10 protein-coding genes and 1 pseudogene are annotated in these 14,010 nt (G+C 71.5%); 7 read left to right on the top strand and 4 right to left on the bottom strand.

All coding sequences use genetic code 11. The features are described 5' to 3' along the window. Positions 1–688: pseudogene (locus ON27_RS11985) on the top strand (hypothetical protein); the annotation flags it as partial. 103 nt (positions 689–791) lie between these two features. Here the strand turns inward: ON27_RS11985 and ON27_RS11980 are convergent. Then, positions 792–1,382, bottom strand: coding sequence for a hypothetical protein (locus ON27_RS11980; protein WP_043724521.1), 591 nt, complete (start codon positions 1,380–1,382; stop codon positions 792–794). A 179-nt stretch (positions 1,383–1,561) separates the two neighbouring features. Between ON27_RS11980 and ON27_RS11975 the strand changes: the two genes are divergently transcribed. Genes ON27_RS11975 through ON27_RS11965 form a run of 3 tightly spaced genes read left to right on the top strand, consistent with a single transcriptional unit; the run spans position 1,562 to position 5,873 of the window. Beyond that, positions 1,562–2,818, top strand: coding sequence for a DUF7159 family protein (locus tag ON27_RS11975; RefSeq protein WP_043724520.1), 1,257 nt, complete (start codon positions 1,562–1,564; stop codon positions 2,816–2,818). A gap of 46 nt (positions 2,819–2,864) precedes the next feature. Further along, positions 2,865–4,340, top strand: a complete 1,476-nt coding sequence (locus ON27_RS11970) for a serine/threonine-protein kinase (protein WP_043724519.1) — start codon at positions 2,865–2,867, stop codon at positions 4,338–4,340. A gap of 18 nt (positions 4,341–4,358) precedes the next feature. Then, positions 4,359–5,873 carry a serine/threonine-protein kinase gene (locus tag ON27_RS11965; RefSeq protein WP_043724518.1) on the top strand — a complete coding sequence of 505 codons (1,515 nt, stop codon included), beginning with the start codon at positions 4,359–4,361 and terminating at the stop codon, positions 5,871–5,873. Positions 5,874–6,035: 162 nt separating this feature from the next. Here ON27_RS11965 and ON27_RS11960 read toward each other — a convergent pair whose 3' ends face one another. After that, complete coding sequence (locus ON27_RS11960; RefSeq protein ID WP_043724517.1) at positions 6,036–6,377, bottom strand: hypothetical protein; 342 nt, start codon at positions 6,375–6,377, stop codon at positions 6,036–6,038. 210 nt (positions 6,378–6,587) lie between these two features. Between ON27_RS11960 and ON27_RS11955 the strand changes: the two genes are divergently transcribed. The 3 genes from ON27_RS11955 (at position 6,588) to ON27_RS11945 (ending at position 10,440) form a co-directional block, all read left to right on the top strand. Beyond that, a complete protein-coding gene (locus ON27_RS11955) occupies positions 6,588–7,811 on the top strand; it encodes a serine hydrolase (protein ID WP_043724516.1) in 1,224 nt (407 codons plus the stop codon). A 168-nt stretch (positions 7,812–7,979) separates the two neighbouring features. Continuing rightward, positions 7,980–9,221, top strand: coding sequence for a tryptophan synthase subunit beta (gene trpB, locus ON27_RS11950; RefSeq protein WP_051046464.1), 1,242 nt, complete (start codon positions 7,980–7,982; stop codon positions 9,219–9,221). 76 nt (positions 9,222–9,297) lie between these two features. Continuing rightward, a complete protein-coding gene (locus ON27_RS11945) occupies positions 9,298–10,440 on the top strand; it encodes a metallophosphoesterase (protein ID WP_043724514.1) in 1,143 nt (380 codons plus the stop codon). A gap of 36 nt (positions 10,441–10,476) precedes the next feature. Here the strand turns inward: ON27_RS11945 and ON27_RS11940 are convergent, their stop codons facing one another. Together ON27_RS11940 and ON27_RS11935 are read right to left on the bottom strand one after the other, a co-directional pair. Further along, the gene (locus ON27_RS11940; protein ID WP_043724512.1) at positions 10,477–12,132 is read right to left on the bottom strand and encodes an alkaline phosphatase D family protein; all 1,656 of its coding nucleotides are present in this window, start codon (positions 12,130–12,132) and stop codon (positions 10,477–10,479) included. Positions 12,133–12,189: 57 nt separating this feature from the next. Next, on the bottom strand, positions 12,190–14,010 hold a 1,821-nt coding region (locus ON27_RS11935), incomplete at its 5' end, for a LuxR C-terminal-related transcriptional regulator (protein ID WP_043724510.1).

Genomic DNA, 14,010 nt, shown 5'->3' with positions numbered 1-14,010 from the left:
GGAGGTTTCGCCGGATCTGGTGGCGCCGGGGACGTTGTCGCGGGGCTCGGACATGTCCGCGGTGCAAACCAGTGCTCCGACGGTCGATCCGGCCGAGCAGGCGCGGGCGGCGGGTCCGGCGCCGCTGCCGCTGCCCCGGCCGCGGCCGCAGCCGACGCAGGTGATGATCACGATTCCGGGTCTGCCGCCGATTCCGTGCGGCATCTTCTGCCCACCGCCACCGCCGGTGCATCCCTGCGTGGCGCAACCGGTCCCCGCGCCCATGCCACAACCGGGACAGCCCGGCATCGCCCGCATCCCGCTCGCGCCGGGGCAGCCCTATGGCGCGGCTCCCGGGGAGCTACCCGAGGTCGATCCGAACAACCCCGCGGCACAGGGCCACCCGGACAACGCGGGCACACCCGGGCATCCCGACCTCGGTGCGGCCGGAGCAGGCGATTGCACGCAACCGGAGCCGGAGGCGGCCACCGGTCCCGCCCCCGCCGCGCCGCGGCCGGAGTCCACCCCGGAGACCCCGGAGCCGGATGCCGCTCCCGGCGGCACCGAACCGGCCATGACCACGCCGCCCGCGCCGGAACCCGAACCAGCGCCCGCGCCGCAACCGGTTCCCACGCCGCCACCCGGGATCACCCTCCCCTTCGGCATCGTGATCCCACTTCCCGCGCCGCCGCCTCCGCCGGCGGGCTGAACGAGAGCTCGCTCGTCGCATCTGGCGGCGCCTCGCTCGATACGGCGGGCGAAGCAGGTCTCCAATACGCGCGGTGTTCGCCGCCCTGGTGGTGGCAGCATGATCAGAACCGTTGGACGAATCGGTACCAGCTGCCTTCCAGGGGCGTATAGCCGACGTCGCCGTCATAGCGCGGTGAGCCCTGTCTGGGTGCGCCGTGGGGGAAATAGGCGAATCCGACGGAATCGATGAGACCTCCGTCGGTGTAGAGCAGGCAGCCGTCGTCGCGTTTCACCACTGCGGTGATGGTGTAGACGCCGTACCGACCGTGGGCCGATGCTTCGCAACCGGTCGCGAGCCGTTCGAGACTGCCGATGGAAACCCGCCATCCGAGGTTCTCGGCAAGGCCGGTCCACGCGAGGGCGCAGGTCAGCGCGACCGCGCAGGGCGCGAGGAGTAGCCGCCGGTAGCGGCGGTAGCGGATGGCACCGAACAGCCCGATCACCAGCCACAGCGCGCCCAGCAGGACAAGTGCCCAGCCTGCGAGCGCGAGATACGCAAACGCGGCATCCGACATGAGCAACCACAGCGTCGCTACGCAACACCCGGCCACCAGCAGCGTGATCACCGCGATCGACACGCGCCACCACGGGGTTGCGGTCCGAGCGGGTTTGCCGTGCCCGCGCAGCGTGTCGTTGTGGTCGGTGGTGGTCATCGAGGCGCCCCTTCCTATGGCAATGCCGCGCCGTTCGGTTCGAGGCTGCGGGTCGAGTGTCGTGAGCGTAGGCGAAAGCTGTCGCGTGACTGTGCACGGCTCGAAACGAACCCGGGCCAATCGTTGGCGACCGCGGTGACGAACCCCTTTCAAGACCGGTCTCGAGCAGAGGTGATCTCATGAGGGCCACAGTCGGAATTTCGGCGGAACAGGCCGTGGTGCGGGGCGTGCTGCTGTCGTCGACGGCGCGACGAGGCACCCGCCCGAAGGTCCTGCGCGAAGTGGAACGGCCGGTCGAGCACTCGACCGCCGCGTCGGTCGCCGCCACCCTCGACGCGTTGACCGCCGACGACGGAGCCGGTGCGGAGATAGACGACGTCGCCGTGGCGTACCGCACGGTGGCCGAGCGGCGGGCGATCGTGTCGCAGCTGTCCTCGGCGGCATGGCGAACGTCCTCGCTGGTGTCGGCCAAGACAGCGCTGCTGGCACTGGTCGAAGACCTGCCCGGATCGACCGAGCACGACACCCTGCTGGTACTCGAAGTCGTCGGCTACCACACGTCCTATCTGGTGGTCGGGCCGAACCGGGAGGACGTTCGAGCCTGGGACTCGTGGTCCTCCGGCGTCGTCGACGCCGCTACCGCGCAGTCGGCGATCAGCCGGATCCAGTCGGCGCTGGAGGCGGCGGGACTGCTGCCCGACGCCGTCGTCCTGTGCGGCTCGTCGGTGCGAGATCCGGACATCGCCTCGGCATTGCGGCAGGGCTTCCCCGGCCCCGTGGTCGTGGCGCCCGATTACGTCAATGCGGCCGCCTACGGGGCCGCTCTGGTCGCCGCCGCTCCGTTCCGAAGCACGCCGACGGCACCGCCGGTCGCCCATCGCCGACATGTCGGCCGGGGGATCCTGGCGGGGGCGGCCGCGGCCGCGCTGCTGGGCGGAGCCGCGGTCGCGGTCGTGCAGGCGCGCGAGGACCGCCCAGCGAACGAGCAGGTCGGCGGCCCGGTGCAGGCGCCGGTCCCCGTTGCCCAGCCCGTGGAACCCAATCCCGTGGCAGCGCCCCCTGCGCCCGCGCCGGAAGTAGTCCCTGTGGCGCCCGACTCGGCTGCCGTCCCCGGGCCGTACCCAGGACCGCCGGTGCCACCGCAACCGGCGCCGCAGCCTCCGATCGCCCCGGCCGAAATGCCTGTCGAACCGATCATTCCGCCTGCTCCGGCACCGCCGCTGGAACAGCAGCCGACGCCGGACCGGCACCGGCCCACCACGACGATCTCCCCGGAACCGACGGCCCCGCCGCCGACCACCGCCGCCGCACCAGAGGAACCATTCCTCTTCCCGGGTGAGTCCCCACCGCCGCCCTGGAACGCCGATCCAGCCGTCGTCCAGGCGTGGTGGGACAACCACTGGAAACTGAAGGAGAGCTGGCTGCACAACCGCTGATCCCGCCCTGGCCGGTATTCTGCTCGGTCAGGGAGGAGGACGCGTCGTGTCTGTGCAACCTGGCGATGTTTTCGCCGGCTACCGCATCGTGCGCCGGATCGGGGCCGGTGGAATGGGGGCGGTCTATCTCGCCGAGCACCCGCGACTGCCTCGCCGGGACGCGCTGAAGATTCTCGATCCGGGTCTGGGTGCGGACGCGGAATTCCGGGCTCGGTTCGAGCGGGAGGCCGAGTTGGCGGCCCGGCTGGAACATCCGAACGTCGTCTCCATCTACGACCGGGGCGCCGAAGGCGACCTGCTGTGGATCGCCATGCGGTACGTCGACGGCGTGGACGCCGCGGAGCTGGTGCGCCGCGGCCCGGCGGTGCTGCCCGCTGGGCGTGCGGTGCGGATCGTCGCCGCGGCGGCCCGCGGACTGGACGCCGCGCACCGCGGCGGACTGCTGCACCGCGACGTCAAACCGGCGAACATCCTGGTGTCGACGGCCGACGACGGATCGGACGCGGTACGCATCACCGATTTCGGGATCGCCCGCTCGATGGACGCGACCGCGTCGTCGACCACCACGGGATCGGTGCTGGCCAGCTTCGCCTACGCCGCTCCGGAACAGCTCACCGGCGCTCCGCTCGACCACCGCGCCGACATCTACTCCCTCGGCTGCACCCTGTACGAGCTGCTGACCGGCTCCGTGCCTTTCGGCCCGCGCACTCCGGCGGCCAGTATGCAGGCGCATCTGTACGAGCCGCCGCCGCGCCCGTCGCGGGCGAACCCGACGCTGCCACCGGCCGTCGACGAGGTGGTCGCCCGGGCGATGGCGAAGAACCCGGCGGCCAGGTACGGCAGCTGCGCGGAACTGGCAGCCGCGGCGTTGCGGGCGCTCGAGCCGCCGCCGGTCCCGCCCGCCCCGGCGTTCCCGCCGCCCCCTGCGCCCGCGCGCGGCCGACGGTCGGCGCTGATCGCCGGGGCGGTCGCTGTGGTGGTCGTCGCGATCCTGGCGGCGGTCCTGCTGCGAACCGCCGAGCGATCCGACGGGACGCCGGTCGCCGCCCCTTCGCCGGCCGTCTCGCCGGCCACGACCACCACCGCGGTCGCCACCACCGCGGTGACGTCCGCGTGGGGACCCGCCGCTTACATCGTGGAGGCGTTCCCGAACCTGCTCCCCGCCGACCCCGGAGGCGTGGGCTACCAAGGGATGCGCTGCGCCCTCAACGACGACCGCGGGACCTGGCTGCACTGCCCGGCCGAAACCGACGACGGGATCAACGTCAACATCCGCTGCGACCCGTCGCGTCGTCCGGTGACCTACACCTCCGATACCGCCGGCCGGGCCGGCCTGCGCGAACAGGCGTGGACCCGACCGTCCGGGACGGGCACGGTCCGGTGGGCCACCGACAGTATCGCGGGCTTCGGCCTGCTGGACGTGGCGTTCACCGATCACCGCAGCTTCTGCACCGTCGGCGCTTCCGGCGGCAGCGGCGGCCAGGACGTATATGACAGATGGTGGGCCGGTGCGCCGATCTGAACCGAGGACGGGAAGGGTATGACGCTGCGCCCAGGCTCGGTGTTCGCCGGGTATCGCATCGAGCGCACGCTCGGCTCGGGTGGCATGGGGACGGTGTATCTCGCGCGTCATCCGCGGCTGCCGCGTTCGGTGGCGCTGAAGGTTCTGGACCCCGCCGCGGGCGCCGACGCGGAATTCCGCGCCCGATTCCAGCGCGAAGCCGAACTGGCCGCTCGACTGGATCACCCGAACATCGTGGAGATCTACGATCGCGGCAGCGACAACGGCCAGCTGTGGATGTCGATGCGGTACGTGGCGGGTTCGGATGTGGCGCAGTTGATCCGGCGGCGGCCCGGCGAGCTGCCGCCGGGCCGGGCGCTCGAGATCCTGGCTCAGGCCGCCGCGGGGCTGGACGCCGCGCATCGGCGCGGCCTGCTGCACCGCGACGTCAAACCGGCCAACCTGTTGGTCGCCACTGGCGATGACGGGAGCGACCACGTCTTCGTCACCGATTTCGGCATCGCGCGCAGCCGCGACGACACCACTGGCCTGACCGCCGCCGGAGCGCTGATCGCGACGCTCGGTTACGTCGCCCCCGAACAGATCCGCGGCGAGCCGCTCGACCATCGCTGCGACGTGTACGCCCTCGGCGCGACCTTCTATCAAATGCTGACCGGCGCGATGCCGTTCGCGCACACCACCCCTGCGGCGGTGCTGCGGGCGCATCTGGCCGAACCGCCGCCGCGCCCTTCGGTGGCCGACCCGGCGCTGCCGGCGGCGCTGGACGCCGTCGTCGCCACCGCGATGGCGAAGCGGCCCGAAGACCGCTACGACAGTTGCGGCGCGCTGGCCGCCGCTGCCGCCGCGGCATTCGCCCCGCCGCCCGCACCGCCCGTCCCGCGATCGGCCGCGCCGTCACAGGCCGCGCCGACTGCCCGGACATCGCCGCGATTGCTGGTGACCGCGGTTGCGGTATCGGTTCTGCTGCTGGCGCTCGCCGGTGTGGTTCTCTTTCGCTCGAGTACGGTGCCCGGAGCCGGAATCCCCGGTATCGCACCGTCATCGGTCACCTCCACCGCGACCGCGGCGCCGTCCAGCGCCACCAGCACCCCGGTGGCCGCCTCCGCCTGGGGACGCAATGCCGAACTCGTCGCACTGTTGCCAGGTCTGCTCCCGGCCACACCGCAGGAGTCGGGCTATCAGGGGGCACGATGCACCGACATCGACGTGGTCAACAACGGTGGCGCCCCGGCGGTCGAATGCCGCCAGGACAACGGCATTCACTGGTACGTGTGGTCTTTCCGGCGCGGTGATCCCCGGCGCGACTCGACGTTCGACACCAACATCGACAACGACACCACGCGCCGGGACACGTGGCGCAGGCCGTCCGGTTCCGGGCGGGTGCGCTGGAGTCACTACCCGGGCGGCGACACGGGACTGCTCACGGTCGGTTTCGACGACCCGGCCCTGGCGTGGGTGGTCATCGACGTGTCGTGGGATCACCACACCGGTCAGGACCTCTTCGACCAGTGGTGGCGGTCGGCGCCGCTGTGAGCCGCGCCGGACGACCGGCGGCGCCCCGCGGTCCCCGATTCCGTACGGAGTGCCGTCCGATCGGCAAGGCGGTTCACCCGCCCAGGCGAATTCACCCGCTGTGTCGGCGAGCATTCGACAGGCGTGGCGCGGCATGGCGGCGGTGCACAGCTCGCGCGGCCCCTAGACGGCGGCCGCGGTTTCCTTTCGCCGCATGAGCAGTACGGCGGAGACGACGTAGATCGCCGCGATGACGAGGTTCAGGATGCCCTGTGGTGTGTTGTCGCGGTCGAAGCGGTCGAGAGCGGCGACCGTGATGACACCCGCGCCGAAGAGGAAGCCAGCGATCAGGGCGGGGATAGCAGGCCGGGCGGGCAGTGCGGCGGCGATCAGCAGCAGCAACGAGAAGGCGGCATCGGGAAGGGCGAAGATGTTGTCCGCGCGGTAGTCGGGATCGAAGGCGAGGACGGCGATCAGCCAGAGACTGACCGGAACGGCGATGACGCGGGCGAGCAGGATCGGCATGTCGACTCCCGGGCGATGCCAATGACAGGGCCCAGGATTGCCGAGTCCCGCGGTTTCGGCAACTCGGAACGCTTGTCCGGAACTCGGCTTCGACGACCGGGCACGGGTGTGGCTCGCCGTCTTCGCTCGGAGCCGCGAGGACGAGGCCGGTGGTCGGCGTCGCCGCCCAGGACTGCGGGCGCACCCGCGGACGGTCGATAAGCTGGCCGGGTGAGCACAGCAACGGCTGGATCGGTGACGATCGTCGACGACTTGGACGCGGTGACGACCCGGGGCCCCGAAGACGACCCCGCGACGGCGGGGCTCGGCCGCGCCGATGTCGAATCCCTGTGGGAGGCGGTCCAGGCGTGGTATCGCCTGGGCAGCACCCCGGCGATCCAGGTCTGCCTGCGCCGCGAGGGCAGGATCGTGCTGAACCGGACCATCGGCCACGGCTGGGGCAACGCGCCGGGCGACGGGCCGGACGCGGTCAAGGTCCTGGCCACCCCGGACACGCCGTTCTGCGGCTTCTCGACCGCGAAGGGCGTGGCCGGTGCGCTGATGTTCATGCTCGTCGAGCAGGGCGCGTTCGCTCTGGAGGAGCCGGTGTCGCGCTACATTCCGGAGTTCGCCGCGAATGGCAAAGCGGCCATCACGATCGGCGACGTGCTCTCGCATTCCGCCGGGATCCCGTTCGTCACGCCGCCCTATCAGGGCGTCGATCTGGTGCTCGACGAGGATCTGGCGGTGCGCGCGCTGGCCGATCTCGTTCCGAGCTGGAAACCGGGACGGTTCCGGGTGTACCACGCGCTGACCCTGGGATTGGTCCTGCGCCTGCTGGTGCGGCGCGCGACCGGCAAGCGTATGCGCGAGCATCTGGCCGAGCAGGTGCTGGAGCCGTTCGGTTTCCGCTGGACCAACTTCGGCGTGCGGCCCGAGGATCTGGACAAGGTCGTGCCCAGCGTGAAGACCGGTCCCGCGCCGTCGCGGACGGCGAGTTATTTGGCGCGCAAGGCGATCGGCGGGCGAATGGACCGCGCCTCCCGGGCGGCCACCGACGCCTTCCTCACCGCCGAGCTGCCCTCGGGCAACCTGATCACCACCGCGGCCGAATTGTCGCGCTTCTACGAGATTCTCACGCGCGGCGCACCGGACGGCAGGCGGATCATCCGGCCGGAGACGCTGGCCGAGGCGGTAGGACCGGCTCGGTGGATACCCGGTGCGGCCGGACGCGTCAGCCGAGCCGGTTTCGAACTGGGCGGACGCAGGTCGAAGTTCGGCCGCGACACCGGATCGCATTTCGGGCGAAGCGGATTGACCACCCAGTACGGCTGGGCGGACCCGGCGCGCGGGCTCTCCGGCGCGATTCTCACCAGCGGCAAGGCCACCACCGACACCGAGCGGCCGTGGCGCCTGGTCGCCCAGATCTCCGCCACGGTGCCTGCCGACCGGTAGCCACGCGCGCCGCGACCGGCCGGGCCGACCGCCTCCACCAGTGAGAACACCTTAGCCATCCGAACGATCTAGTCTGTTAACTCGCTTGTTGCCAACCCGTGGGGTTGTGCTAGCGCGAGCGGAACAGACTGACCCGTCGGCTCTTTGGCGGTGAAAGCGTTGGTGTTGATGAGGCTTGACCACGACGTGGCGGTGAGCGGCTACCGGCACGAGATGTTCCCCGACGAACGCGGGCGGTTCGGCGTGTTCGGCGGCAGATTCGTCCCCGAGGGCCTGATGGCCGCACTGTTGGCCCTGGAGGACGCCTACCGTCTCGCGCGGGCCGATTCCGGGTTCATGGCCGAGTACCGGGAGCTGTTGCGCGACCGGGTGGGCAGGCCCACGCTGCTGCACCAGGTACGGCGGTTCGGGGAGTTGCTGGGCGTGCCGGGCGTCCGGGTGTACCTCAAGCGCGAGGACATGGCCCACACCGGCGCGCACAAGATCAACAATGCGCTCGGGCAGGCGTTGCTGGCCAAGCGGATGGGCAAGCGGCGGATCGTCGCGGAGACCGGCGCCGGCCAGCACGGCGTGGCGGTCGCGACGGTGTCGGCGATGCTCGGATTGTCCTGCGTGGTCTACATGGGCACCGAGGACATGCGGCGGCAGGCGTCGAACGTGGTGCGGATGAGGCTGCTCGGCGCCGAGGTGCGGCCGGTCGACATCGGTTCGCGGCGGCTGAAAGAGGCGATCACGGAGTCGGTCCGCGACTGGGTGTCCGACGTGGACGCCACCCACTACCTGTTCGGCACCGCGGCGGGACCCGCGCCGTACCCGCGGATCGTGCGGGACTTCCAGACGGTGATCGGCGCGGAGACCAGGAACCAGATCGTGCGGGCCGAAGGCAGGCTGCCCGACTACGTCCTGGCCTGCGTGGGCGGCGGCAGCAACGCCATCGGGGTGTTCCATCCGTTCGCGGGCGACCGGCGAGTGCGGCTGATCGGCGTCGAAGCCGCCGGCCTCGGGATCGACACCGGCGCGCACGCGGCGACCCTCTGCATGGGCAGCCCGGGTGAGATCGACGGGTCCTACAGCTATCTGCTGCAGGACGAGGACGGCCAGATCGCGCGGACCCACAGCATCGCGGCGGGGCTGGACTACCCGGGTGTCGGTCCCGAACTCAGTCACCTGAAGGACAGCGGCCGCGTGACCTATCGCGCCGCCACCGACGCCGTCGCCCTGCGCGGCATGCAGGCACTCAGCCATACCGAAGGCATCCTCGCCGCGCTCGAATCCGCCCACGCCGTCGGCTACCTGATGGAGATGGCCGACCGCGGCGAGGTGCCCGAGGAGTCGGTGATCGTGCTGTGCCTGTCCGGACGCGGTGACAAGGATCTCGCCGTCGCCGCCGACCGGCTCGGTGTGGCGTAGCCGCTGCTATGGTCGAAAGTGCCCATGGCGCCGGAGAGGGACCGCGCGCTACACCCGCGCACGAGGACGAGCCCTCTTGAAGTTTGTGCCCCGCCTGATCTTGTTCCTGGCGATTCCCGCTGTGCTGTTCCTGCTGCCCTGGTGGACTCTGGTGGCGGCGCCGACCCAGGAATCCGGACCGCTGTTCTGGCTGGGCTCCGCGGTGTTCCTGCTGGGGTTCGTCGGCCTGCCCGCGTCGATGTTCCTCGGTCACGGGCGCGCCCAGTCGGATGCCGCCGCGATTGTCGGTGACACCTTGCTCGGCGTGATGTGGGTGTTCTTCAGCTGGTCGGTGCTGGGTAACCTGGCCCGCGCCGGGTTGACTGTCGCGGGCGTCGGCGATCCGGCTCGCTCCCGGATCGTCGCGGTGGGCGTGCTCGCCGTCGCGACGGCACTGGTGGCGTGGGGTGTGGCCGAGGCGCGCCGGGTGCCTCGGGTGCGTACGGAGCAGGTGCGCATTCCCGGTCTCGGACCGGCGCTGGACGGACTGCGCATAGTCGTCGTGACCGACACCCATTACGCCGCGCTCGACCGGTTGCGCTGGTCGGAACGCGTGGTCGAGGTGGTCAACGCCCAGCGCCCGGACATCGCCTGTCACGCGGGCGATCTCGCGGACGGATCGGTGGCTCGGCGGCACGCGCAGGTCGATCCGCTGGGCAAGGTCGAGGCGGAACTCGGCCGGTTCTACATCACCGGCAACCACGAGTATTTCGGTGACGCTCAGGGCTGGATCGATCACATGGCCGCACTGGGCTGGCGGCCGCTGCACAACCAGCACGAGACGGTGCGCCGCGGCGACGATCGGCTGGTGATCGCGGGCATCGACGACCCGACCGGGATCGGCCTGGCCGGTCATGGTCCCGACCTGCCCGCCGCGCTGGCGGGCGCGGACCCGGACGCGCCGGTCGTCCTGCTCGCCCATCAGCCCAAGCAGGTCGCCGAGGCCGCGGCGGCCGGGGTGGCGCTGCAGATCTCCGGCCATACCCACGGCGGGCAGATCTGGCCCTTCCACTACCTCGTCCGGCTCGACCAGCCCGTCGTGGCCGGGCTGAGCCGCCACGGCGAGCGCACTCAGCTCTACACCAGCCGCGGCACCGGGTTCTGGGGGCCGCAGCTGCGGGTGTTCGCCCCGAGCGAGATCACCGTGCTCATCCTGCGCTCGGAGTCGGTGAGCCGCTGAGCCGCGGCCCGCGTGGCGCCGGATCCGCCCGCACGCTCAACGGGTGCCACGGCCGCCGCCGGCCTGACCGGCGGCTTCTGCGGAGGGCGCCGGTGGGGCGGGATCACCGGGATTCCATGCCTCGACGACGCCGGGAATCCCGTTCTGGACGACATAGGCAGCGCGGGTGTGGATGGGCGCGCCCGGACGTCGGACGTACGGGACGACGCGGAATTCGTTGCGCCACAGCTGGTGATCGAGTTCGACCCGGACATACCCGCGCTGGGCGTTGAAGAACTTGACGTCGGGGTTCGCGCGCAGCAGCGCGCGGCCTTTGTCGCTCAGGTCGGCTCCGTCGCCGTTGCTGGTGATCGAGGTGCCGGTGAATTCCGCCGCCACGACCGGCGCGGCGGGATCGGTGTAGTCGCGTCGCAGATCGGCGGCTTGGTTCTCGTGCCGGTCACCGGTGATCACCACCAGGTTGCCCGCGCCGCGCGCCGCGGCGGCGGCGAGCACGGCGTTGCGATCGGCGACGTAACCGTCCCAGGCGTCGGTGGAGACGCTGAGCCGCGGGCCCGGATCGGAGTCGTTCTGGCTCATGCCGACCTGATTGCCGAGGATCTGCCAGCGGGCTGTCGAGTGGGTCAAGCCGTCGAGCAGCCAATCACGCTGCGCCGCGCCGAGAATCGTCCGATCCGAGGAGAACCGCTCGGCGCAGTTGTCGACCACCGCGCCGTCGCAAGCCTGCGGTGTGCGGTATTGGCGGGTGTCGAGCATCCTGATCTCGGCGAGGTCGCCGAACCGGAAGCGGCGATGCATCCGCATCCCCGCCGCGGACGGCAGCTGGGCCAGCCGCAGCGGCTGGTGCTCGTACATGGCTTGGAAGGCGGCCGCGCGGCGGCGGCGGAACAGGGCGGGCACACGCCAGATGTCGAGACCGATGCCGGGCGCGCCCGCGGCCCAGTTGTTGTCGACCTCGTGATCGTCCATCGTGACCAGCCACGGGAACGCCGCGTGCGCGGCGCGCAGCGGGTGTTCCGCCTTGTACAGCGCGTAACGCAGCCGGTAGCCGGGCAGGTCGACGGCCTCGTCGCGGAAGTTCGGACCCATGGTCACGCCGGACCGGCCGCGCACCCAGGCCCGCTCGTAGATGTAGTCGCCCAGATGCACGACCAGATCCAAGTCCTCTCGGCTCATGTGCTCGTAGGCGGTGTAGTAGCCCGAGCTCCACGACTGACAGGAGGCGAACGCGAAACGCATCCGGGACATGGGCTGTCCCGGCGCCGGGGCGGTGCGGGTCCGGCCGACCGGTGACACGGCCGCGCCGGCTCGGAACCGGTAGTGATACCAGCGGTCCGGCAGCAACCCGTGCACCTCCGGATGCACACTGTGGCCGAGGGCGCGGGTGGCCACCGCCGACCCGCGTGCCACCACCTGCCGGAAGTGCTCGTCGTGGGCGACTTCGTAGTCGACGGTCACCGGGTCGACCGGCATGCCGCCCAATCCGTCCGGCGCGAGCGGGTCCGGCGCCAGCCGCGTCCACAGCACCACACCGTCGGGCGCGGGATCGCCGGAGGCGACGCCCAGGGCGAACGGATCGCCGAGCCTGCGGGGGGCGGGGAATCGAGCGCTACTGGCCGCCGCTGTTCCCACCAGCAGCGCGGCCGACCCTGCGGCGCCGACTCGTAACAATCTCCGACGTGAGAGGGCCATAACCCAGCGTAAGGCCACGCCCGCCGCCGGGAAGCGGACCACGACCGGTCACCGGCGTCAGAGCAGCCCGCCGCGGCGCGCGTGGTCGAGGGCGTCGACCCGGGAATTCGTTCCCAGCTTGCCGTAGATCCCGCGCAGGTGGGTCTTCACCGTGTTGACCGAGACGCCGAGGTCCTCGGCGATCTGCTGGGCGGTACGCCCGGACGGCAGCTGTTTGAGCACGGTCATCTCGGTGTGGGTCAGGGCGGGGTAGGCGGGCCTGCGGTGCGCGGCGGGATGCCGCCGGATCGACTCCGCGAAACTCTCCGACCGGCCGAAACGTCCCGCGTAGCTGTCCAGCAATCCCATCGCGGCGGGCACGTCGAGGAACGGCCGCAACAGCCGGTGCGGCGCGGCGCAACCGAGCGCGTTCTCCAGAGCGGCGAGGGCCTTGGCCGGTGCCCGGGCCTCGTGCTGCGCCGCGGAGTACAACAGCCATCCGGTGATCGCGCTGACCGGACGCAACTCGCCCGCCCGGTCGAGCAGCGGTTCCAGAGCCGCGCAGCTCGCCTTGCGGCGATCGGCCGCGGCGTGCAGAGCCGCGTCGGCCAACCGCACCTCGGGCAGTTCGCCCACGATGCCGCGTGCGCGCTCGACCAGCAATTGCGCGGTCCTGGCATCGTGAACCCGCAGCAGCGCCCACACCACCGGCAGAATCAAGCTGCCCGTCCCGGCGGGCACCGCCTTGCGTTCCAGCAGAACCAGCAGGCTGCGCCGTAGCGCGTCGACCGCGGTGGACTGCTCCTCGGCCTGCTCGAGATGCAGCAGGCGGCCCACCACATGGCCGCGCCAGCCCGCCACCGGTCCGTAGGATCCGTCGTGGTCGACGCGCTCGGTGAGCAGAGCGCAGACCTGCGCGGCGTCGGGCGTCTCGCCTTGCAGGTAGGCGCCGTAGGCGACCATCGCGGTCGCCTGCACCGCGTCCGGAACCTCCGACAGCCCGTGTTCGTCCGCGATCGCCAGCGCGCGCGCCGCCCGGTCGCGCATCGCGGTGGCTGCGTCGACGGCGTCGGCCGCGAACGCCAGCCGGGTCAGCGCGCGCAGTACCAGACGGGGGCGGCCCGCGTGCTCGGCCACCGCGAGGCCGGAGTGCAGCAGCTGTTCACCGTGGGCGACCGCGCCGTTCGCGACGAAGGCGGTGGCGACCTGGATCGCGGCGTACGCGTCGAGATCCGGGTCGCCGGTCGGCGCGACCCGGTCCGGGAAACGGGGCAGGAGCGCGCCGGTGGTCGCCGCGACGTCGATCGTGGCGGCGAGGGTGAGCGCGTCCAGCCGTTCGGCGGAGGCGAAGGACCCCTTCGCGACCCGTCGCGCGGTAGCGGTGTCCAGGCACGCGACCGCGGCGGCGGTGCTGCCCGCGACGAGCGCGTCCACCACGCGCACCAGCCACAGGAAGGGATCGTCGAGCAAGGCGGGCGCCGATCGGGCCACCTGATCGAACAGCATCGCGCCCTCGCCGTCGAGCACGATGCGCAACGCGCACGCGGACAAGAATTCGCACAGGTCTTCTCGGTCGGCGACCGCGAGCTGATGCCCGAGCGCTGCGGCGGGCAGGCCCGCGCGGCGCAGCCAGTGGGCCGACCGGCGGTGCAGATCCGCGCACAGTTGCGGTCCGAGTCGGCGGGCCTCGGCGAGGAAATGGGCGCGCACCAGCGGATGACAGGCGAACCACACTTCGCCGCCGCGCACGACGGATTCGAGCGGGAAGTTGACCCGGTCGAGTTCGTACAGCTGGTGGCCCGCGCCGCCGCCGACGAGTTCGTCGGCGAGTTGCTCGGTGAACCAGGCGGGAACGCTGGTGCAGGTGAGGAACTGCCGCAGTGCGGGCGGCAGTTCCGC

It is taken from the genome of Nocardia asiatica NBRC 100129, assembly GCF_000308415.1.
In the GTDB taxonomy this organism is placed as follows: Bacteria; Actinomycetota; Actinomycetes; order Mycobacteriales; family Mycobacteriaceae; genus Nocardia; species Nocardia asiatica.
The sequence above is the reverse complement of the archived record's forward strand: the minus strand, read 5'-3'. Positions and strand labels throughout refer to the sequence as shown.

What these genes read in the sequence shown, in the direction of transcription:
- ON27_RS11980 (WP_043724521.1), bottom strand. Translation starts at nt 1,382, where the DNA reads ATGACCACCACCGACCACAACGACACGCTGCGCGGGCACGGCAAACCC.
- ON27_RS11975 (WP_043724520.1), top strand. Translation starts at nt 1,562, where the DNA reads ATGAGGGCCACAGTCGGAATTTCGGCGGAACAGGCCGTGGTGCGGGGC.
- ON27_RS11965 (WP_043724518.1), top strand. Translation starts at nt 4,359, where the DNA reads ATGACGCTGCGCCCAGGCTCGGTGTTCGCCGGGTATCGCATCGAGCGC.
- ON27_RS11960 (WP_043724517.1), bottom strand. Translation starts at nt 6,377, where the DNA reads ATGCCGATCCTGCTCGCCCGCGTCATCGCCGTTCCGGTCAGTCTCTGG.
- trpB (WP_051046464.1), top strand. Translation starts at nt 7,980, where the DNA reads ATGAGGCTTGACCACGACGTGGCGGTGAGCGGCTACCGGCACGAGATG.
- ON27_RS11940 (WP_043724512.1), bottom strand. Translation starts at nt 12,132, where the DNA reads ATGGCCCTCTCACGTCGGAGATTGTTACGAGTCGGCGCCGCAGGGTCG.